The sequence below is a fragment of the Aurantimonas sp. A2-1-M11 genome, assembly GCF_036549475.1.
GTDB lineage: Bacteria > Pseudomonadota > Alphaproteobacteria > Rhizobiales > Rhizobiaceae > Aurantimonas.
In genome coordinates this window covers 1-21614 of record NZ_JAZHLI010000026.1, presented here as the reverse complement: position 1 = coordinate 21614, position 21614 = coordinate 1, and the positions used below count along the sequence as shown (strand labels likewise).

General features: G+C 66.5%; 15 protein-coding genes and 1 tRNA gene. 9 read left to right on the top strand and 7 right to left on the bottom strand.

From position 1 onward, the window contains the following. The first annotated feature begins 202 nt into the window (after nucleotides 1-202). The 6 genes from VQ042_RS13370 to VQ042_RS13345 all read left to right on the top strand — a co-directional run bounded on the left by VQ042_RS13370 (nucleotide 203) and on the right by VQ042_RS13345 (nucleotide 5822). A complete protein-coding gene (locus tag VQ042_RS13370) occupies nucleotides 203-997 on the top strand; it encodes an aspartyl/asparaginyl beta-hydroxylase domain-containing protein (protein ID WP_331820023.1) in 795 nt (264 codons plus the stop codon). Nucleotides 998-1031: 34 nt separating this feature from the next. Then, nucleotides 1032-1547: a GNAT family N-acetyltransferase gene (locus VQ042_RS13365; protein ID WP_331820021.1), complete on the top strand. Its 516-nt coding sequence runs from the start codon at nucleotides 1032-1034 to the stop codon at nucleotides 1545-1547. A 130-nt stretch (nucleotides 1548-1677) separates the two neighbouring features. Beyond that, a complete protein-coding gene (locus VQ042_RS13360) occupies nucleotides 1678-2778 on the top strand; it encodes a polyamine ABC transporter substrate-binding protein (RefSeq protein ID WP_442880081.1) in 1101 nt (366 codons plus the stop codon). 93 nt (nucleotides 2779-2871) lie between these two features. After that, nucleotides 2872-4035, top strand: a complete 1164-nt coding sequence (locus VQ042_RS13355) for an ABC transporter ATP-binding protein (RefSeq protein WP_331820019.1) — start codon at nucleotides 2872-2874, stop codon at nucleotides 4033-4035. A gap of 1 nt (nucleotide 4036) precedes the next feature. Next, a complete protein-coding gene (locus VQ042_RS13350) occupies nucleotides 4037-4999 on the top strand; it encodes an ABC transporter permease subunit (protein ID WP_331820017.1) in 963 nt (320 codons plus the stop codon). Next, the gene (locus VQ042_RS13345; RefSeq protein ID WP_442880080.1) at nucleotides 4992-5822 is read left to right on the top strand and encodes an ABC transporter permease; all 831 of its coding nucleotides are present in this window, start codon (nucleotides 4992-4994) and stop codon (nucleotides 5820-5822) included. The genes VQ042_RS13350 and VQ042_RS13345 overlap by 8 nt, the downstream gene beginning before the upstream one ends. A 51-nt stretch (nucleotides 5823-5873) precedes the next feature. On the opposite strand, the gene VQ042_RS13340 is transcribed toward VQ042_RS13345, so the two are convergent. Further along, entirely contained in the window at nucleotides 5874-6995 is a 1122-nt protein-coding gene (locus VQ042_RS13340; RefSeq protein ID WP_331820015.1) for a hypothetical protein, read from the bottom strand. Nucleotides 6996-7155: 160 nt separating this feature from the next. Continuing rightward, nucleotides 7156-9030: an AsmA family protein gene (locus VQ042_RS13335; protein WP_331820013.1), complete on the bottom strand. Its 1875-nt coding sequence runs from the start codon at nucleotides 9028-9030 to the stop codon at nucleotides 7156-7158. Between the two features lie 192 nt (nucleotides 9031-9222). Between VQ042_RS13335 and VQ042_RS13330 the strand changes: the two genes are divergently transcribed. Continuing rightward, nucleotides 9223-11184 carry an acetoacetate--CoA ligase gene (locus tag VQ042_RS13330; RefSeq protein ID WP_331820011.1) on the top strand — a complete coding sequence of 654 codons (1962 nt, stop codon included), beginning with the start codon at nucleotides 9223-9225 and terminating at the stop codon, nucleotides 11182-11184. 90 nt (nucleotides 11185-11274) lie between these two features. Here the strand turns inward: VQ042_RS13330 and VQ042_RS13325 are convergent, their stop codons facing one another. The 4 genes from VQ042_RS13325 to VQ042_RS13310 form a co-directional block, all read right to left on the bottom strand. Continuing rightward, nucleotides 11275-11973, bottom strand: coding sequence for a hypothetical protein (locus tag VQ042_RS13325; protein WP_331820009.1), 699 nt, complete (start codon nucleotides 11971-11973; stop codon nucleotides 11275-11277). 144 nt (nucleotides 11974-12117) lie between these two features. Next, a complete protein-coding gene (locus tag VQ042_RS13320; RefSeq protein ID WP_331820007.1) occupies nucleotides 12118-13809 on the bottom strand; it encodes an ABC transporter permease in 1692 nt (563 codons plus the stop codon). A 142-nt stretch (nucleotides 13810-13951) separates the two neighbouring features. Then, nucleotides 13952-14995 carry a Fe(3+) ABC transporter substrate-binding protein gene (locus VQ042_RS13315; protein ID WP_331820005.1) on the bottom strand — a complete coding sequence of 348 codons (1044 nt, stop codon included), beginning with the start codon at nucleotides 14993-14995 and terminating at the stop codon, nucleotides 13952-13954. Between the two features lie 265 nt (nucleotides 14996-15260). Continuing rightward, complete coding sequence (locus VQ042_RS13310) at nucleotides 15261-19172, bottom strand: PAS domain S-box protein (RefSeq protein WP_331820003.1); 3912 nt, start codon at nucleotides 19170-19172, stop codon at nucleotides 15261-15263. A gap of 287 nt (nucleotides 19173-19459) precedes the next feature. On the opposite strand from VQ042_RS13310, the gene VQ042_RS13305 reads away from it, so the two are divergent. Both VQ042_RS13305 and VQ042_RS13300 read left to right on the top strand, forming a co-directional pair. Beyond that, nucleotides 19460-19921, top strand: coding sequence for a phasin (locus tag VQ042_RS13305; protein ID WP_331820002.1), 462 nt, complete (start codon nucleotides 19460-19462; stop codon nucleotides 19919-19921). A 355-nt stretch (nucleotides 19922-20276) separates the two neighbouring features. Continuing rightward, nucleotides 20277-20353: transfer RNA gene (locus VQ042_RS13300), tRNA-His, on the top strand. A 98-nt stretch (nucleotides 20354-20451) separates the two neighbouring features. Here VQ042_RS13300 and VQ042_RS13295 read toward each other — a convergent pair. Next, nucleotides 20452-21614 (bottom strand): O-antigen ligase family protein (locus VQ042_RS13295; protein ID WP_331820001.1); only part of this gene is annotated, 1163 nt, incomplete at its 5' end.

Below are 21614 nucleotides of genomic sequence, written 5' to 3'. Positions count from 1 at the left end.
GCGGGGCGCGGGCCGAGCCGCCGTTGACCCGGCCGCTCGGCCTCGACGAGATGGTCACGGGCCTCTCGGCGTTTGATTTCCAGTGAGCCGGGGCCAGATGCAGCCCGACAAACCCTTGCAGCCGTTATCGAACCGTCACAATTAACTGGCGGTGGTAGGCGCGTCGCCGATGCCGCGCCCGTCACGAATGCGAAGCACAACCATGGACAAGCATGTGAGCCAGCAGAAACTGAAGACCGAGGGCCTGGACGACACGATGACGCGCGACGGCTTCGTCGCCCGCTCCGTGCAGCGTCTCGTCGACGGGGCGGAGAAGCTGAACCTGAAGCATTCGGCGGTCGGCAACCCGCCGGTCTTCGAGACCGACGACTTTCCCTGGGCGCGCGAGATCGAAGCCGAATGGCGGGCGATCCGCAGCGAGCTCGACAAGATCCTGGTGCGCAAGGGCGAACTGCCGGCCTTCCACGAGATCTCCTCGGAAGTGCGCTCGATCTCCTCGGACCAGAACTGGAAGACCTTCTTCCTCTGCGGCTACGGCATCAAGTCGGAAGAGGCGATCCGCCAGTGCCCCGAGACCTGGCGCATCCTGCAGAAGATCCCCGGGTTGAAGTCGGCGATGTTCTCGATCTTCGAGCCGGGCAAGCACCTGCCGCCGCATCGCGGGCCCTATAACGGCGTGCTGCGCTTCCATCTCGGTCTGCTGGTTCCCGATGAGCCCGACAAGATCGGCATTCGCGTCGCCGATCGGACCTGCCACTGGGAAGAGGGCAAGGCGCTGATCTTCGACGACGCCTACGAGCACGAGGCGTGGAACCACTCGGACAAGGTGCGGGTGGTGCTGTTCGTCGATTTCGAGAAGCCGCTGAAACAGCCGGCGAAGACAACCAACAAGGCGGTCCTCAACATGGCCGTGTTCACGCCCTTCATCCGGGAGGGCTACAAGGCGCACAAGGCCTGGGAAAAGCTATTCTACGGCGAAGGCCAGAAACACCGCTGACCGGGCGGCCAGCGCCCGGAGGAGTTGCACCGAGATGAGCGGCCAGCCAACACAGGCCCGGTGGCGGGCGATGAAGCCGGGCGATCTGCGCGCAGCCATCGACCTTGCCGACCGGGTGCATCCGGGACTGCCCGAGGAAGAGGCCGTCTTTGCCGACCGGCTGCGGCTCTTCCCGGCTGGTTGTCTCGTCCTTGAAGACGCGGCGGGCGGGGTCGCCGGCTATGCCATCGCCCATCCCTGGACCGAGGGGGCGCCGCCGAAGCTGGATACGGTGCTGGGCACGCTGCCCCAGCCCGCGGACAGGTTCTTCATCCACGACGTGGTCGTGGCGCCCGAGATGCGCGGGCAGGGGCTGGCCGCGCCGGCAGTGGAACGGCTTCTGGAAGAGGCCGACACCACCTACGCCTCCGCCGCGCTGGTCTCGGTCTATGGGACCGTGCCGTTCTGGACCCGCTTCGGTTTCGTCGAGGCACCGGATGCGTTGCCGGACGGGGCGCTGGCGGCCTATGGCCGGGACGCGCGCTTCATGATCCGGCGGTGCGAGCGCTGATCCGGGCCGACATCGGGCCACAAGCGCGGCGAAGGGCTAGGAATTGGCGCGCCGATGTTCTTAACTCGCGGCTGGAACCCGGCGGCGACGCCCGCCGCAGACATCATCCCCATATGGAGGTCCTGACCGAATGACACGACTGATCGCGATGCTGGGGGTTGCCTGTGCGACCCTCGCCATAGGCGCCGGAACGGCGACCGCTCAGGAAGAGAAGGTCGTCAATGTCTACAACTGGTCAGACTATATCGACGATTCCATCCTCGAGGACTTCACCAAGGAGACAGGGATCAAGGTCGTCTACGACGTCTATGATTCCAACGACATCCTCGACACCAAGCTGTTCGCCGGCGGCAGCGGCTACGACGTCGTGGTGCCGTCCTCCGAATATCTGGTGCGCCAGATCGAGGCCGGCCTGATCCAGCCCCTCGACAAGTCGAAGCTGACCAATCTCGACAAGATGTGGGACGTGATCACCGAACGTGTCGGTGAGTACGACAAGGCCAACGAGCACTCGGTCAACTACATGTGGGGCACCACCGGCATCGGCTACAACAAGAAGATGGTCGAGGAGCGGATCGAGAATGCGCCGACCGATTCCTGGGACCTGATCTTCGATCCGCAATATGCCGAGAAGCTGGCCGATTGCGGGATCATGATGCTCGACGCACCGACCGAAGTGATGCCGGCGGCTCTGAACCAGCTGGGCCTCGACCCGAACTCGACCGATCCGGCCGAGATCGAGCAGGCCAAGGAAATGCTGCTGAAGATCCGCCCCTATGTGCGCAAGTTCCATTCGGCCGAATACATCAACGCCCTGGCCAATGGGGACATCTGCGTCGCCTACGGCTATTCCGGCGACATCTTCCAGGCCCGCGACCGGGCGGCCGAAGCAGGACAGGGCGTCGAGATCGCCTATTCGATCCCCAAGGAAGGCGCCCGCATGTGGTTCGACCAGCTGGCGATCCCGGCCGATGCGCCGCATCCCGAGAACGCCCACGTCTTCATCGACTATCTGATGCGCCCCGAGGTCATCGCCAAGGCGACCAATTACGTCGTCTATGCCAACGGCAACAAGGCCAGCCAAGAATTCGTCGATGATGCGATCATCAACGATCCGGCGGTGTATCCGAGCGACGAGGTGCTCGCCAACCTCTATACCAAGGAAGCCTACGACGCCCGCACGCAGCGGCTCATCAACCGCGCCTTCACGACGGTCCAGACCGGTCAGTAGGACGCGACGCCCGACACGCACGATCCCGTCTCCGGCCTTTGCGCCGGGGACGGGCAGGACGGTTCGGTCGAAGGGCGGCGCAACGGGTCGATCATGGACGAGGTGGCGAAGGTGCAGAAATCCCTCGGCAACATCCGCCGCAGCTTCGCGCCGTGGGCTGATGCGGCGCAGTCGCCGGTCATCGAGTTCGATCGTGTCACCAAGCGCTTCGGCGAGTTCAAGGCCGTGGACGACCTGTCGCTCGGCATCTTCAAGCGCGAGTTTCACGCCCTGCTCGGACCGTCCGGCTGCGGCAAGTCCACCCTTCTGAGAATGCTGGGCGGCTTCGAGGAGCCGAGCGAGGGGGACGTCCGCCTCGACGGCCAGAGCCTGATCGGCATTCCGCCGCATCGCCGCCCGGTCAACATGATGTTCCAGAGCTACGCGCTCTTTCCCCACATGGACGTTGCCGGCAACATCGCCTTCGGCCTGAAGCAGGACGGCATGGCGAAGTCGGAGCGCGACGACCGCGTCGCCGAGATGCTGAGCCTGGTCAAGCTCGATGGCTTCGCCTCGCGCAAGCCGCAGCAATTGTCCGGCGGCCAGCAGCAGCGTGTGGCACTTGCCCGATCGCTGGCCAAGCGGCCGAAGGTGCTGCTCCTCGACGAGCCGCTCGGGGCGCTCGACAAGAAGCTGCGCGAGGAAACCCAGTTCGAGCTGATGGACCTGCAGCAGGAGATGGGGCTGACCTTCCTGATCGTGACCCACGACCAGGAAGAAGCCATGACCATGGCCGACCGCATCTCCGTCATGGACCAGGGGCGCATCGTCCAGGTCGCCACGCCCGAGATCATCTACGAGGCGCCGGCCACCCGCTACGTGGCGGATTTCATCGGCAGCGTGAACATCCTGGCCGGCACGATCGAGAGCAGCCGCAACGGGGCGACCCGCATCGCCACCCCCAGCGGCGTGACCATCGAGGCGGAGCATTCCGGCGATCTGGCCAAGGGCGCCAATGCCTTCTTCGCCATCCGGCCGGAAAAGATGCGGCTGTCACGCCAGCAGCCGGCGGATGTGTCGGTCAACGCCCTGCACGGGGAGATCTGGGACATCGCCTATCTCGGCGACATGACCCTGTTCAACGTCAAGCTGGAGAGCGGCGACATCGTGCGCGCGGCGACACTCAACTCGGTCCGCGGTTCGGCCGAGCAGATCGGCTATGACGAGGCGGTCTGGCTGACTTTCGCGCCGGATGCCGGCATCGTCCTGGCCAGCTAGCATGGCGGCGGACCCCGTGATCCCGGCCGACGCGCCGCATGCCTCCGAACCGCAGAGGCTGCGCGTCCGCGGCACGCGCCTCTACCGTACGCTCGTCGTCGGGGTGCCGTTCGTCTGGCTGCTAGTGTTCTTCCTGGCGCCGTTCCTGATCGTCTTCAAGATCTCGCTGTCGCAGATCGCGCTCGCCCAGCCGCCCTATGTGCCGGCCTTCTCGCTGGAGAGCCTGTCCAGCTTCTGGGACAACCTGCAGCAATTCACCGTCGACAATTACGTCTGGCTGACGTCCGACCCGCTCTACATCAACTCCTATCTGTCGAGCCTGCAGATCGCCGCGATCGCCACGGCGATCACGCTGCTCATCGGCTACCCGCTGGCCTACGGCATTGCGCGGGCGCCGGGCGGGCTGCGGCCGGTGCTGATCCTGCTGACGATCCTGCCGTTCTGGACGAGCTTCCTGATCCGCGTCTATGCCTGGATCGGCATCCTGAAGACCGATGGCCTGCTGAACCAGTTGCTGCTGTGGCTCGGCGTGATCTCCAATCCGCTGGTCATCATGAACACCAACACCGCGGTCTACATCGGCATCGTCTATTCCTACCTGCCCTTCATGGTGCTGCCGATCTATGCCTCGCTCGAGCGGATGGACTACCGGCTGATCGAGGCGGCGAACGATCTGGGCTGCCCGCCGATCAAGGCGTTCTGGACGATCACCTTCCCGCTCTCGCGGCCCGGCATCCTGGCCGGCCTCATGCTGGTGTTCATCCCGGCCGTGGGCGAATTCGTCATTCCCGACCTTCTCGGCGGCTCGCGCACGCTGATGATCGGCCGCACGCTCTGGAACGAGTTCTTCTCCAACCGCGACTGGCCGGTCTCCTCGGCGGTGGCGATCCTGCTGCTGCTCGTCCTGGTGCTGCCGATCGTCTGGTTCCAGCGGGCCCAGGCCAAGACGACGGGGAATGGCTGACGTGACGAAGACCTGGTCTCCCTTCAACATCGTCTCGGTCGTCTTCGGCTTCGCCTTCCTGTATCTGCCGATCCTCCTGCTCGTCATCTACTCCTTCAACGCCTCGCGGCTGGTCACGGTCTGGGCCGGTTTCTCGACAGTCTGGTACCGGGAATTGTGGAACGATCAGGCGCTGCTCGATGCGGGCTGGGTGACCCTGCGGGTGGCGCTGCTGTCGGCCAGCATCGCGACAATCCTCGGCACGCTGGCGGCCACGACGCTCGTACGCTTCTTCGACTTTCGCGGCCGGCTGCTGTTCGCCGGCATGGTCTATGCGCCGCTGGTCATGCCCGAGGTGATCACCGGCCTCTCGCTGCTGCTGCTCTTCGTGGCGATGGATTTCGACCGCGGCTTCTGGACCGTGACCATCGCGCACATCACCTTCTCGATGTGCTTCGTCGCCGTGGTGGTGCAGTCGCGGCTGATCACCTTCGACCGCAGCCTCGAGGAAGCGGCGCAGGATCTCGGTTGCCCGCCCTGGAAGACCTTCTTCCTCATCACCATGCCGGTGATCTGGCCGGCCGTCGCGGCCGGCTGGATGCTCGCCTTCACCCTGTCGCTCGACGATCTCGTCATCGCCAGTTTCACCTCGGGGCCGGGCGCGACGACCCTGCCGATGAAGATCTACAGCCAGGTCCGGCTCGGCGTGACGCCAAAGATCAACGCCGTCTGCACGCTACTCATCGCCGTCGTCTCCGTCGGCGTCATTGCCGCGGCGCTGATCAACAAGCGCCGCGTGGTGCAGAAGGCGCGCGACGCCCATCTCGCCGCAGCCGCGGGCTGATCCTTCCCAGACCCAGACCCAGACCCAGACCCCGACCCTGTCTCTGGCGGCTCAGCGGTTGGCCGATTGCGCGTCGGAGGATTGCGCCGCGGCAACATTGGCGTTTGTGCAGTCGCAGGCGGCAGTATGGGCGGCCGTGATCGCATCCATGGTGGCGGCGATGGCCGCGAGCATCGGATCGTAGCCGCCGCGCGGGCGGTGGGCGAGATGATCGAGCGCCTCGACATGGGCGAAGGCGTCCGCCAGGGCCCGGCGTACCAGCGAGTCGCGGATCGGCGCGGACTGGCCGACGACCAGAGGTTTCAACGCGGTGAGCCGGCCCAAGACGGGGCGCGGGGTTGCAGACGCGTCAATGACGCTGGTGGTCTCCGGATCGGCTTCGGCCGGAGCATGCGGACCGGCCGCGAGAGGTTCTGCCGCGATCAGGTCTTTCTCGCCGAGAAAGCCGTTGGAGCGCGCCGCACCGACCAGCATTTCCAGGGCGGCGAGCCGGTGGTCGTCGGAGTCGAGGGCGAGGATGGGCGTCGCGGTCATTGCCAGAGGCGGCAGTGCAGGGTCGAATTGTGGGCCATAGGCGACCGTCTGCGGCTCGCGCTCCAGACCCTTGGACTGGCGCAGATCGAAGACGAGGGGGGTGACGCGCAGCGTCGGCGCGAAGCGGGGCGCGGGCACCGGCCGCATCGCCATGACCGCCGCGCGGATGGCGTCTGCCGTCGCATCCGTCTGGACGGCATGGTGCCCGGCCGCCTTCGACGGGCTGGTCGCGATGCGATCCATGTAGCTCTGCAGCGTGGACAGATATTCGGCGACGCCGCCGCACAGATAGGGCGACACGTCCTGGCTGACATATTCGCCGAGATCGGTGACGATGCGGTCGGCGATCCAGCGGTCGTTGGCGCTGCCGATCCAGGTTGCGCGGCCGCGATCGCGGGCGATCGTTGCCGCTTCGGCCAGAGCCTTCGCCTCGGCCGTTCCGCCACGCGTGGCGGAGGCGCGGAAGATCAGGCCGTCGGGAAGCGATTCGTCCCCCTTGAAGGCGATGGACCGGGCCGGCTTGATTGCCGCGAAGGCGCCGGTGCGCACCGTCTGGAGAGCCGCCTGGTAGCGCGTCGGACAGTCGGACTGATCGTCGGCCACGGCGTCCGGCGCCGCGGCAGCGGCGGTTGCCAGCATGAGCGCAGCGGCAAGTGGCACGAGCGGGCACCAGCAGCGGACGACGGATAGGGAAGTAAGCGGTGCGCGAAGCATGTCGGAGCGTCCATTGCTGCCGAACGCCCATCGCCGGTTCGCCGTCGCCGGTGCCTCATCGCCGAATCGGCGGACCGGGGAGGCTCTACCGCGTCGTGACGCTCGGATTGGGCCATTGCCCCTGCAGGATGAACGCAACCGGTTTCGATGTGGTGAATTCACGCTCCGCCGAGGCGGTCTGCTGCGCGTCGGCGCTGTAAGTGCCGAGGAGGCTGATCGACTCGTCCTGGGCGGAGACACTACCGACGCCGGTCAGGAGACCCGCGCCATTGGCTATCTCCAGGCCGTCGATCCGCAGGCGCGGGCCGGTGGCCGACAGATCCACGTTCAAGGTGTCGAAGGGGATCGTCGTTCCTTTCGTCCCGGCGAGCAATGGCCGGGCGCCGGGTGATGCCAGGACCCGCGGGTCCAGGCCCCGGATCGCGCCCGCGCGCGCCGTGAGATGGCCGTCGATGCGTACGTTGCGGATGATCGTCTCCCAGTCGACGACCGGCGTTTCCATGCTGAAGGACAGGTCGGAGCGACCGCCGACGCCGAGCGTCGCGACATCGATGGAACTAAGGAGCGCGTCGCTGTCGACCCCGGTCAGGGACAGGCTTCCGGTCGCCTTTGGCCGGGAAGAATCGGCATGGAATGTCAGATTCGCCTGGCCCCGGCCACCGAAGACCTGCGCATCGCCGATGTCGAGCTTGGCGATGCCGTCGTCGAGAGCGATCACGGCAGCGATGTCGGTCAACGGGACCTGGCCGAAACTCGCCCGGCCGGCCGACAACCTGACGTCCAGATCGATGTCACGCGCAAAGGCGAGGTCGATGGGGCGGTTGAAGTCGAAGACGGTGCGCGGCAGCGGCGCGATCGCGCGGGTAAGCGGATCGAAATCGAGGGTCTCGAAGGCCAGAGTGCCACGGACCCGTGGCTTGGCGCCCCCGAACTCGGCCTCCATCACCCCATAGCCGCGACTGCCGGCAACCGTGACGGTTGTATCCTGCAGACCCGCGAGGTTGCTGGCGAGCAGCAAGGTGCCATCGATGGCGACCGGTCCAATGTCGGGGGTATGCGGCCGCGGCTCGCCGAGCCATTCGATGCTGCGGCTGAGCGACGGCGCGGCGAGCCGAAGCGCGCCGGTGATCGTGGCATTGCGGTCGAGCGTGGCCTCACCGTCGAAGCTGACGGTGAGGGGTGGCGAGGAGAGCGCGAGTTCGACGTCGCTCACCTCGTCCTCGAGGAGGGCGCTGGGCGAATTGATCCTCAGATCGAGATCGCTCGGCTGGCCATTCCAGATAAAGGACCCGGCGACATACATTGCCGCGCTGGCGGAGGATTGTGCGATGATCAGATTGGCGTTGCTGATGCCGGAGCGGCCATTGCCCCCTCGCGGCCGGAAAACGCCGGAGCGGATTTCCAGCGTCTGCAAACCGTGGAACCGCTCGATCAGCGTGCGGACGAGATGCCGCGGGCCCTCCAGTGGGCCGCCCTGGTGAGGCGTCGCCATGCCGTTTGCCGCGGGCACGAGCACCGGATCGGCCGCAATCGGTGCGGGATCTGTCTCTGCAAGGGGCCGCCATTCCGGCCGCACCAGAACGACGCGCGACACCGTCGCGGTTCCGGTCATGGCATCGACCAGATCGAGATCGGCGACGACGGTGCCGATGGAAAAGGCATCGGTCGTGCCGATCCGCACATGCCGAGCGGTCAGCCGGGTCTGAGGCAGCAGCGAGAAGGTGATCTCGCCCTCGACGGCTACGGTCTGGCCGGTCATGGTTTCGAGCCGGTCCACCAGATCGGCGCGGGCGGCTTCTGCATCGACCGCCAGCCGGGGCACGATGATGAAGGCTGCCAGGGCGAATGCGGCAAGCACTGCGCCAACGGCAGCCAGTCCCAGGCGCTTCGATCCCCGCCGTCTTGCGCCGGGCGCATCGGCCCGTAATGCGAGCCGGTCCAGGGAAAGTTTGCGCGCCACCGAGATCCTTTCAGATTTTCGAGCCGTTCTAGTGCAAGGCTGCGCCCGAAACCAGAGGGACGGGTCCCGGGCGGGTCGATCGGAATTCGGCAGGTGAGGAGAACGGGCGGCGTCTGTACGGGCATTCTTGCAATCGTTGCCAATAGCAAGGCGGTGTGGCACCAGCATGGCGAGACATCAGGGGAGACGGGAATGGCTGGACGGCTGCTGTGGAAACCGGACGCGGCGCGCGTGGCCCGCCATCCGCTCACGGCGTTTGCGCAGAAGGCCGGCGAACTGGCCGGCCGGGACCTGTCCGACTACGACCAGCTGCATCGCTGGTCCGTAGAGGAGCGGGCGGCCTTCTGGGACCTCGTCTGGGACGTTGCCGGGGTGGTCGGCGAGCGCGGCGGCGCCAGCCTCGCGGCCGGCGAGACGATGCGCGACGACCGGTTCTTTCCCGAGGCGCGGCTGAACTTCGCCGAGAACCTGCTGGCCCATGCGGGGGATCGCGCCGACGAGGAGGCGATCGTCTTTCGCGGCGAGGACAAGGCCAGCCAGCGCCTGACCTGGCGTGAACTGGAAGCGCTGGTGTCGCGCTTCGCGCAGGCCTTCTGCGCCGAGGGCATCGTCGCCGGCGACAGGATCGCGGCGATGATGCCGAACATGCCGGAAACGGTGGCCGCCATGCTCGCCGCCACCTCGATCGGCGCGGTCTGGTCGTCCTGCTCGCCCGATTTCGGCGAGCGCGGCGTGCTCGACCGCTTCGGCCAGATCGAGCCGAAGCTGCTCATCGCCTGCGACGGTTATTACTATGCCGGCAAGACCATCGAGATCAGCGACAAGCTGGCGGCAATCACCGGCAAGCTCGGCGCTGCCAGGACCATCGTGGTCCCCTATATCGGCGCGGCGGACGCGGTCGCCGGCGCCGTTTCGCGCGGCGTCTCGCTGGACGCCTTCCTCGCGCCCTTCGAACCGGCCCCGATCACCTATGAGCGGCTGCCCTTCGCGCATCCGCTCTACATCCTGTTTTCCTCCGGCACGACGGGTGTGCCCAAATGCATCGTGCATTCGGCCGGCGGCACGCTGCTTCAGCATCTGAAGGAACACCGCCTGCATTGCGGGCTCGGGCCGCAATCGCGGATGTTCTATTTCACAACCTGCGGCTGGATGATGTGGAACTGGCTGGTGTCGGCACTGGCCACGGGCACCACGCTGCTGCTCTATGACGGCTCGCCCTTCCACCCCGTCCCGACCGTCATCTTCGACTATGTCGCGGAGGAGAAGGCGACGTTCTTCGGCACCAGCGCCAAGTTCATCGATACGGCCCGCAAGGAGGGTCTGACGCCGATCGACACCCACGATCTGTCGGCGGTGGAGATGCTGGCCTCGACCGGCTCGCCGCTGTCGCCGGAGAGCTTCGACTACGTTTACGCGGGCATCAAGCAGGACGTGCATCTCGCCTCGGTCTCGGGCGGCACCGACATCGTCTCGTGCTTCGTCCTCGGCATTCCCGGGCGTCCGGTCTACGAGGGCGAGATCCAGGGGCCGGGCCTCGCCATGGCCGTCGACGTGTGGAACGCGGCCGGCCAGCCGGTGCGCGGCGAAAAGGGCGACCTCGTCTGCACGAAGGCGTTTCCGGCGATGCCGATCCGGTTCTGGAACGATCCGACGGGCGAGCGCTATCATGCCGCCTATTTCGACCAGTTTCCCGGCGTGTGGTGCCATGGCGACTTCGCCGAATGGACCGAGCATGGCGGAATCATCATCCACGGGCGCTCGGATGCGACACTGAATCCGCAGGGCGTGCGGATCGGCACGGCCGAGATCTACAACATCGTCGAGCAGATGGACGAGGTTCTCGAGGCGATCTGCATCGGCCAGCCCTGGGATGGCGACGTGCGGGTGGTCCTGTTCGTGCGGCTCGCGGACGGCGTCGAGCTGACCGACGATCTGACAACGCGCATCAAGTCGGCGATCCGCGCCGGGGCCTCGCCGCGCCACGTGCCCGCACGCGTGCTGGCGGTCACCGACATCCCCCGCACCAAGTCCGGCAAGATCGTCGAGCTCGCCGTCCGGGAAGTGGTGGAGGGCCGGGAGGTGAAGAACAAGGAGGCGCTCGCCAACCCGCATGCGCTGGACGAATATGCGGGGCGGCCGGAACTGGCCGTCTGAGGGCGATCACCCCCCGTCTTAGAGGGGCGAGCCCATGAAAATGGGCGCTGGCAGCGATGCCAGCGCGCTTCGCCATTGGAAGGAACGCGATTACTGCGACCTGGCAGCCTTGGCTTCCGCGACGGCGGCCATGCAGGCTTCCTCGTCGCCCGCGGCCAGCGCCGCTTCCGCCCGCTCGACCGCGTCCTGGAAGCCACCGGTGCCGGCGTCCGCAGCCGCCATCGTGCTGGTATCGGTCTCCGCGTCGGCCGCCGTCATGTCGCCGTCCTGCTGGGACTGCGTGTCCTGGCCGGACATGGCGTTGCCGGATGCCTGGCTTTCAACCTGCTCGCCCGTCTCCAGTGGTGCTCTGTCGCCATCCTTGGTCACTTCGCCGGCCTTATCGAGACCTTCACCGGTCTCGAAATTGGTGGTTCCACCGCCTGTACCAGCGTCCGTCTGGCGTCCGACGTCGACACCTGCCATCGCCGTGCCTTCCGTGACACTGCCGCTGCTCGCAACCGTCTCATCGGTTTCGAGCGGTGCCCTGTCGCCGTCCTTGGTGACTTCACCGGTGACGTCGACGCCTTCGCCCGTCTCGAAATTGGTGGTCTTGCCTTCGGCGGGGCCAGTGTTGGCAGCCAAGCCGGAATCAGTCGTCGCGCCGCCAGCGGACGCGCTGCCGGAGATCGAGGCCGTCATGTCGCCGTCCTGGAGCAGCGCGATCTCCTCGCGGCAATCGGCCGATGCGGCACTGATGGGCAGGGTGACGAGCGCAGCGCTCGCCAGAAGAAGAGATAGGGTTTTCATTGTCTGTTTCCTCCGCTTCTTTTCAAGTCGCGAGGAGAACGTGGGCTGGCCTGCAAGAGTTCCGTGGTGATTATGTGTTCTGCTACATAACGTTACGGGAGGGTTTGGCCGGGCGAACACTCTGGCAGGGCTTTACCCGGTCCTTCAGCCGCGCTCGGTCTCGCGCAGGATCGACCGGTTGAGGATCACCACCGGCAGGATTCCGACGAGCACGATCATCAGCGCGGCGATGGCACCGTCCTCGAAGGCGGCGCGCGACGTCTGGGCATAGACGAAGGTCGCCAGCGTCTCGAAATCGAAGGGTCGCAGCAGGATGGTGGCGGACAGTTCCTTGCTGGCATCGACGAAGACCAGGAGGAAGGCGGTCAGCAGCGCCGGGCGCATCAGGGGCAGCAGAACCTGCCGGAGCGTGCCGCCGGGGCCGCGCCCCAGCGTGCGCGCCGCCATGTCGAGGTGCGGCGAGAGCTTGGAGAAGCCACTTTCCAGCGCGCCGTGGCCCATGGCCATGAACCGCACGAAGCAGGCATAGACGATGGCGAAGCCGGACCCCGACAACAGCAGGCCGGTCGAGATGCCGAACCATTCGCGCATGCGTGCGTCGACGGCGTTGTCGAAGGCGGCAAGCGGGATCAGGATGCCGATGGCCAGCACGGTGCCCGGCACGGCATAGCCGAGCGCGGCAACCCGCACGAGGCTGGCCAGACGGTTGGAGCCGGTGAGGCGGATGCCGTAGGCCATGGCAAAGCCTGCGGCGACGGTAACGAAGCCTGTCGCGGCCGCGATCGTCACCGTGTGCCGGAGCGCCCGCCAGAGCTGCGGATCGAAGAGCTGGTCAAGCCGGTGAATGGCGAAATCGCCAAGCACGAAGAGGGGCACGCCGAAGCCGGCTGCGATCGGCACGAAACAGGCGAGGACCGCCAGTGCCGCCTTGAAGCCGGACAGGTGCTCGCGGCCGGTCTGCGGTCGGTCGGCCCGCTGGATGCTGAAGCGCTGCTGCCGGCGCGCGAACCGCTCGACCAGCACCAGGGCGACGATGACCAGCAGCATGAACAGCGCAATCTGCGTGGCCCCGGCGAGGTCGCCGCGGTTCAGCCAGGTCGAATAGACCGCGAAGGTCAGTGTGCGGACGCCGAGAAATTCCACCGCGCCGATGTCGTTGACCGCTTCCATCAGTGCCAGCGCGACGCCCACGGCGATGGCAGGGCGCGCCATGGGCAGAAGCACCTTGGCGAAGACCGAGGCGGGAGACGCACCGAGCGTGCGCGCCACGTCGCCGGCCTTGCGGCCCTGCATGACGAAGACCATGCGCACCGTCAGGAAGATGTAGGGGTAGAGAACCGAGGACAGGATGACGATCGCGCCCGGCAGGGAGCGGACCTCGGGAAACCAGTAGTCGCGCGAGGACTGGAAGCCGAACAGCGAGCGGATCGCCGTCTGGACCGGGCCGGCGAAATGCAGGAACTCCACGAAGCAATAAGCGGCGATATAGGTCGGCACCGCCAGCGGCAGCACGAGGGCCCAGGAGAAGACCTGTCGGCCAGGAAACTGGAAGCTCGCCACCAGCCATGCGGTGATCACGCCGACCGAGCCGGCCAGCAGCGCGATGCCGGCCATCAGCAGCAGGGTCACGCGGCTGGCTTCCGGCAGGATGGTCTCGGCCAGATGCTGCCAGTTGGAAGACGTGCCCGACAGGGCGATCACCAGGAGGGCGACCAGCGGCAGGATGACGGTCAGGGCAACTGCCGCTGCGCCGATCAGATAGCCGCGATCACGGCCACGCCGCAGTCGGAAACGGGCGCGGATACCGGGTCTCAGGAGCGGGGCGGTGGCGGACATGGCGGACTTGATGCGACGAGGCCCGGTCTCGCGACAGTGCATCCCGAAAGGAGTGTCGCGGCCGGGTCGTGGGAACGGAACGGAGCGGCGCCCGGGGCGGACCATCCGCCCGGGCGCCGCACTGGCTGCATGTGGTCGGTGATCAGCTCTGCGGCCCGTTGTCGTAGCCGACCTCGTCGACGATCTCCGACGCCTTGGTGCGGTGCCTGGCGATCTCGTCCAGCGGCAGGGTGTCGGGCTCCAGCTCGCCGAAGCCCTGCACCAGTTCGGAGGCCTCGATGCCCGGCTCCAGCGGATATTCGTAGTTCAGCTCGGCGTAGATCTTCTGCGCCTCGTCGCTGGACAGGAATTCCATCAGCTTGACGGCATTGTCCTTGTTCGGCGCGTTCTTGGCCAGCGCCACGCCGGAGATGTTCACGTGGGTCAGGCCGTTCTCGAAGGTCGGCATGATCACCTTGATGGCGTCGGCCCACTCCTTCTGCTCCGGCTCCGTCTCGTTGGTGGCCATCTTGCCGACGTAATAGGTGTTGCCGAGCGCCACGTCGCATTCGCCGGCGAAGATCGCCTTGGCCTGGTCGCGGTCACCGCCCTCGGGACGGCGGGCGAGATTGTCGCGCAGGCCCGTCACCCATTCGCGGGCTGCCTCTTCGCCGTTATGGGCGATATAGGCGGCGATCAGGGCGATGTTGTACTGGTGCTGGCCCGAACGGGTGCACAGACGGCCCTTCCACTTCGGGTCGGCCAGCTCGGCATAGGTGATCGCATCGGCATCGACGCGCTCCTTGGAGGCGTAGACCACGCGGCCTCGGGCTGTGAGGCCGAACCATTCCTTGTCGCTGTCGCGATAGGCCTGCGGGATGTTCTGTTCCAGCGTCGCGTTGTCCAGCGGCTGGACGACCCCGGCCTGCTTGGCGGCGTCGAGGCGGCCGATATCGACGGTCATGATCAGGTCGGCTGGCGAATTTGCGCCCTCGGCCGCGATCCGCTCTTCCAGGCCCTTGTCGATGAAGATCGTCGCGGTGGAAAGCCCGGTCTCGTCGGTGAAGGCATCGAGCAGCGGCTGGATCAGCTCGGGCTGGCGGGACGTGTAGATGTTGACGTCGACGGCACTGGCGGCAGCCGGGGCAAGGGCCGCGGCAATGGCGACGGAGGACAGGGCGAGGCGACGGGAGATGCTGGGCATCATGAAAAATCCCTTCCACAGGCTGCGCGGCGCCGGATTCCGGCAGGCGCGACGTTAAGATGCAGGCGATCCGCAGGGCGTCGGATGACGGGCGCCGCGCGAAACGGAGCCAAAGGTTAAATCTTGCGGCCGCCACTCACCTATGGCGGATGCCGGGGCCGAGTGCAACAGTCGGCATTCCGATAGATTAGTAAAATCAATGTATTGGAAGTATTCTAAACTGCGGCGGGGCGCGCTCGGGGGAGTCCCGGCTCGCCGCGGCCTGCCGTCAGTCGGTCAGAACCCGCTGGGGTGGAAACGAAATTTCCACGAGCGTGCCTTCGCCGGGCGTCGAGGACATGGCGAAGCCGGCGCGGTTCGCCTCGGTTAGCGCCTTGGTCAATGGCAGGCCAAGGCCGGTGCCTTCGCCGCGCCGCCGGTTGCCCGGATTGACCTGCTGGAAGGGCATCATGGCGATCTCGATCTCGTCCTCGCTCATTCCGATGCCGCTGTCGCGGAAGCGCACCACCACGTCGCCCTCGGGCGAATAGCTGGTCGATACGATGATCTGGCCACCGGCCGGGGTAAAGCGGACCGCGTTGGACACGAGATTGAGGGCGATCTGCCGCATCGAGCGCCGGTCGGCGACGACCGGCGGCACAGACGAGGGCAGGTTGGAGCGCACGATGACCTGCTCGCGATTCGCCTGCGGCTGCATCAGCGCGACCACCTCGGCGATCACCTCGTTCAGGGACACTGCCTCGAAGGCCAGATCGAGCTTGCCGGCCTCGATCTTGGAGATGTCGAGGAGGTCGTTGACGAGATCGAGGACGTGGTGCCCCGACCGCTTGATGTCGTCGAGATATTCCAGATAGCGCTCGTTGCCGATCGGACCGAAGCACTCGGTCGCGATGACGTCGGCAAAGCCGATGATGGCATTGAGCGGCGTGCGCAGCTCGTGGCTGACATTGGCCAGGAACTGGCTTTTCTGCAGGCTGGCGGCCTCGGCCTCGCTGCGCGCCTTGATAAGTTCCTGCTCGACGCGCTTGGCGCGGGAGATGTCGCGGATCACGGCGCACCAGCCGCGATCATCCGGCAGCGGGCCGAAGCTGACCGACAGTGGCACGAAGCCGCCTTCCGCGACACGGCCGATGACCTCGCGGCCATCGTCGCGCGGCGCCGGCGCGCCGGTCGTGCGCAGCGCCTCGATATGCTCCAGCGTCGGCTTCTGGCTCTCATGGGCGAGCAGCGTGACGAACGGGCGGCCCCCGGCATCGTCCCTGCCGATCCCGAACAGCCTGTGGGCAGCGCGGTTCATCGAGCGGATCATGCCGTCACGATCGACGAGGACCACGCCATCGGTGGCGGCGGCCAGCACCGCCTGCAGCTCTTCGAGCTCGGCGACGACGCCGATGTCGGCTTCCGCGTCTGCCGGCGGTGGCACGTCCTCCAGCTCGTGGCGGAGGGCGGCGGCGCTGAGGCTCGGCGAGGCGAAGAAGGACATGACCAGGCAGGAACGGCCGGCGATGGTGGAGCGCTGCATATGGCTGCGCGCCGACAGGGTTTCGCCGGTGACGCGGCGAATCGCGACCTCGCCGGAGCCGGCCGTGCGGTCGTCGCCGTCGAACAGGCGGGCAAGTCCGCCCGCGTCCGAAAGGGCAGCAATGTCGTCGTAACCCGTCAGGTCGAAGAATTCCCGATTGCCATAGACGAGGGTCTCGCGCACCTGGACGAGGACCGGGAGCGGCAGGCAGCCATAGACGGTCGTGAGCTCGGCCAGGAGCTGGGCATGATCCGGCAGTTCGGGTTCGTCCGCACTGTCATCGTCGTCGGTCATGTCTGCATCGTCAGACTCGCCGGAGCCCGCGGAAGGGTCGCCGTCCGAATCCTTTTGGTTCGAAAGGTCGTCGCCCATCGCGGTCGCCGTCGCGGTGTCGGGAGCAGGAACATCCTCTTCGCTCCCCGCCTGCGCGACCCGATCCCGCGGCGAAGGCTGCTCGGCCGGCGCGATGCCGCGCGCCGTCTCAGTGCTCGGCGCGTCCGGCAGGTCGCTGTCCGCCGCCTGCGGATCGGGTAGGTCGGCATTGTCGGGGGCCGGCGCGTCGGCCGCGATCGCGGCGGCCCGGTCGTCCGTGGCCGGCGCAACCGCCGCCTCACTCCCGGTGTCAGCCGCGTCCCGTGCCCCGGCTTCGTCCTCGATCTCGCCGATGCGACGGCTGGCGTTGCGGATCGCGCCCTCAAGCCCGCCGACGCGCTCCTCGTCGCCGAGGGTCTCGCCGATCGCCCGGAAGGCGGCCTCCTCGGCCTGGCTGAGATGGCTGTCCTTGGGCCGCCGCCGCTCCTCGAGGCGGATGATCTTTTCCGCCCGGTCGCCCTTGTCCGGGTCGGGGCGGTCGTCGGGATCCCGGCGCCCGAAGGGAAGCTGCGGTTCCTCGGCGGAAATGCGCTTCAGCAGCGCGCGGGCGCCGCCCTCGAGGGTCAGTTCCTGCGCATCGGCGGTCTCGTCCGACACGGCCTCCTGCGCCGCCATCGCCGGTGCCTCGACGGCATCGCCCAGGCGCACGATGCCGAAACCACGGAAGCCGTCGAAGCTGCGGTCGCGGGCGTAGACCGGCAGGGCGGCGAGCTCGACCGGCACACGGCGCGTCGAATTCTCCACCGGCCATTCCAGGGTGCGCCCGGACCAGGTGTCGCGCTTGGCGAGCAGCCGGCGGATGTCACCGTCCGCGTCGAGGCCGTAAGCCTCGGCCACGTCCTCGAAGCGGCGATCGATCACGTCGGCAAAGCGCGGCCCCACGGCGGCGGCGAATTCCGGCGACAGCGAGCGGAAACGGCCTTCATTGTCGATGCGCCAGACGAACCGCACTGGTGCCACGTCGAATCGCGGCGTGAAATCGCTGTCGGTCATCGCGGCGACCGCAGGCGTGCCGGGCGCGGACATGTCGGGGACCGTATCTTCCCGCGTGTCGGGGAACGAGCGGAAATCCGACGGCAGAACCGGCCGGACGCCGCCCGCAACGGGCGGGTTTGCGGCAGCCTCATCCGAGGCCGCGTCCTCGTCGTCCGCCCCGTCTTCCGGTGCGCCCGCAACGGAAGACACGTCTGCCGCAGGCGCGGCCTGTTCCTCGGCGAGAGGCTGTTCGGGCCCGATCTCGCGCGTGGCATCCGGCTCGGCGGGCGCCATCTCGCCGTCGCTTGCAGGGGCCGGCGTCGCTTCGGCACCCCAGTTGGAGCGCATGGTACGGGCGCCGGCGGGACGCTCGACGGAGCCGGCATGGCCGGTGCGCGCACCGTATGGCTGCCGCGGGCCGGGCGACGGGGTCTCGGCGGGGTCCGCTGCACGATCGTCTCTGGGTGGCATGGATGCGCTTTCCCCGAGACTCTCGGAATGTTCGGCCGCTTCGGTGCGTTCGGCGGCGGCTGCGCCGGTATTGCGGAAGTACCAGCGTTGCAGGATGGCACTCATGCCGATCTTGCGGTCGTAATTGTCCCCATGGCCGGCGGATGCAGGCGCCTCGGAATCTGCTTCGCTTTGCTGGTCGTCCGTCTCCTGTCGCGGCGCTGGCGCCTGCGGGCGCACGGTCCAGCCCAGCACGCGGTCTCCGGCAAGGCGCGCCAGCATGGTCCGGCTGCCATCGTCCATGGCCATGGTGCGGTGGTCGTGCCGGGAGGCGATGAAGTCGGCGATCTGCGACGGGTCGCAGGAAAGGTCCTGGCCGTCGTGGCCCGTAGCGGCGACCCGCCCATCGGCGCCAAAGACGGTGCCCTCGCCCATGCCGGTCTCGGCCAGCAGGCGGCGGGCAGACTCGGCGTCGTTTAGGGCTTCCGCATCGGGGTCCTCGATGGTCACCAGCACGGCGTCGCCGAACGCGCCGTCCGCGATCGGGGCGAGTTCGGCGTTGAGCGGCCGGCCGAGGCCGGTGCGGGCGGGCGACGTGACCCGCGCTTTCGCGGAGCCGGTCCGCGCCAGCATGCGGCCGGACGCCCGGATCTGGCGGATGATGGTGGTATTCGGCGTCGCATCAGGCGATTGCGGTCCGGGCGAGGACAGGCCGAGCAACTGCGCCGCAGACGTGTTGGCCCACAGGAGGCGTGTCAGATCGGACGTGAAGACAGCGAGCGGCATTGCCGCGCCGCTGGCCTCGCGTAGCGTCCGATGGGCCATGATCGCTACTGCGATTGGCACCGTTGATGTCGCCATAAGCAACGCTTCCAAACTTTCCGCACACTTATATGTTGGGTCGTGATGCACGGATCCAGAGCCGATCTTAAGAATGGATTCATAATAGCCGGCTCCGGACGAATCCACATTCTTCCCGCTTTCCCAGGCAGGAGTTGCGATTGAGGGTTAATGGTTGGGCACTTTGCGGTATGATAGAGCTTCTTATGTTGCACTGCACAAAAAATAATGCTTAACTAAAAGGCAGTCGCGGGCGTTTTGGTACGCAGCGGCCAATTGATAGTTATCCAGGCAGAGGAGACAGCCAGATGGCCGACACCAAGAATACCCAGGATCCCTTCGCCATGCCGAATCCCCAGATGATGGGCATGGATCCCTCGCAGATGAACGAAACCTTCCGGGCCATGACGCAGAAGTCGATGGAGCAGTCCAAGGAAGCCTACACCCGCATGAAGTCGGCGGCCGACGAGGCGACAAAGGCGCTGGAATTGACCATGGAGAACGCCCATCAGGGTTCGCTCCAGCTGTCGAAGAAGGCCATCGACGCGATGCGCTCGAATGCCGAAGCCGGCTTCCAGCATCTCGACAAGATGATGTCTGCCAAGTCCTTCGCCGAAGTGATCGAGATGCAGACGGCCTATGTGCGCAAGCAGATCGAGATGGCGACCGACCAGTCCAAGGACATGCAGGCGCTGACCCAGTCGGTGGCCAAGGACATGATGAAGCCGGGGCGCGATGCCTTCGAGAAGGCGTCCAAAAACGCCCGCTGATCGATTTTTCTGCACGCCGGCGGGGCGAAGCCCTCCGCCGGCCGTTGCGATACTCAGCCGGGGCTCGTTCCCCGGCGATCCTCGTCCGACCCAACCTCGCTCTGCGGACCGTCGGGCCTTTCCTGCCCCTTGCGGTGACCGGATGACGGGGATTCCCCGTTTGCCACAGCATCATCCGAAAGCCGGAACCGCTTTTCGGCCGGGCTGAGTGGGGGAGTGATGGAGTTGCAGCGTCCTGTCTCAGGCGCGTTGTCTGAGGGCCGATGTCGGACTTTTCCGGCCTTCGCTCCGATCCGGGCTTGCACCGCGGGGCGAAAGATTTTATCTCGTCGTTGCGCGGGCAAGATCCCGTTGTGCGGTTGTAGCTCAGTTGGTTAGAGCGTCGGATTGTGGCTCCGGAGGTCGGTGGTTCGAGACCACCCAACCGTACCATCTTTTTTCCATGATATTGGCTTGTCGACGTACCAGGTGCTCGCGCGTTTGAGACGCTCGGCGCGTCATGCTTCGTGGCCGTTTGGCGGAGCCATAGCCTACGCCGCTGGCTGGCTCCCTGCTTTCTCCCTTACTGCTTCGCGCGCGGCGTCCTGGAGCTTGTAGAAGCAGCAGAAACCGAACCCTGCGGCTACCAGCATGAAGGATTCGCCGATCGCCAGACGGTTGTTGGAATTGGTCAGCATCGTCAGGCCGAAGAAGGCGGTCGCCGTCACATACAGGATGAACATCGGGGCAGGGATCAGGCCGCGGCTGCGGCAGGCGAAGGCCTGCCCGAGGCTCCAGACCATGAGCACGGCGTAGAATGCCAGTCCCACCAGCCCGTAGCGCACCGCCACTTCCAGATAGCCATTGTGCATCAGCTGATAGCCGACATCAGCATATGTCGTTCCGTCCCATAGCGTTTCCCATGCGATCCCGGTTCCGAAGACGATGTTGGTCCGCCAGATCTCCCAGCCATTCACCCAGATCATCAGTCGTTCGTTGAGAGTGTGCGGCACGCTGCCCGATGCGATCAGCCGCTCCACCACGACAAGCGGATCGCCCGTGTGGGTCGCGCTTGAGGCGAACGAAACGGCAGTGCCGATATTCGGTTCAAGCAGGGCCGAGATCTCCGGATAGAACAGGACAGACGGGATCGCCGCCGCCACCAGCACCCCTGCCAGAAGCAGCCAGTGACGCAATTGCGTCCGCTCGGTGAGCATCATGACGACCAGGACAGGCAGGGCTCCCAACAACGCCAGCCACACGCCCTTGGATTGCGCTCCGGCGATGCCAAGGAAGCAGAGCGCGACCACGACGATGCAGAGTGCGACGCCTGAAATGCGAAGCCCCCGGCCATTCGGGCCCGGCCGGGCGAGAAACAGGCCGAAGCAAACGGCCGCCAGCGCGATCAAGCCGCCGGCAACGGAGGCATGGATCGGATTGCTGTGAAACAGGAGGGGCGCCCGGTCTCCCGACAGCAGGGTCTGCGGCTCGAGGCTCACCAGAAGCGCGAGAAGGCTGATCACCAGAAATGCCCAGGCTGCCGCCGGCATCCGAGACCAGTTCAGATAGATGGCGTAGCCGATGGTCGGATAGATCAGCGAAAAGAGATAGATTCCCTCGGCCGAGCCGTCCACCGGCCCGGGTGCTTGCACCAGCACCATGGCATTGCGCAGCAGGACGAAGGCAACCCAGGCGACGCAGAGCCCGCCCATCA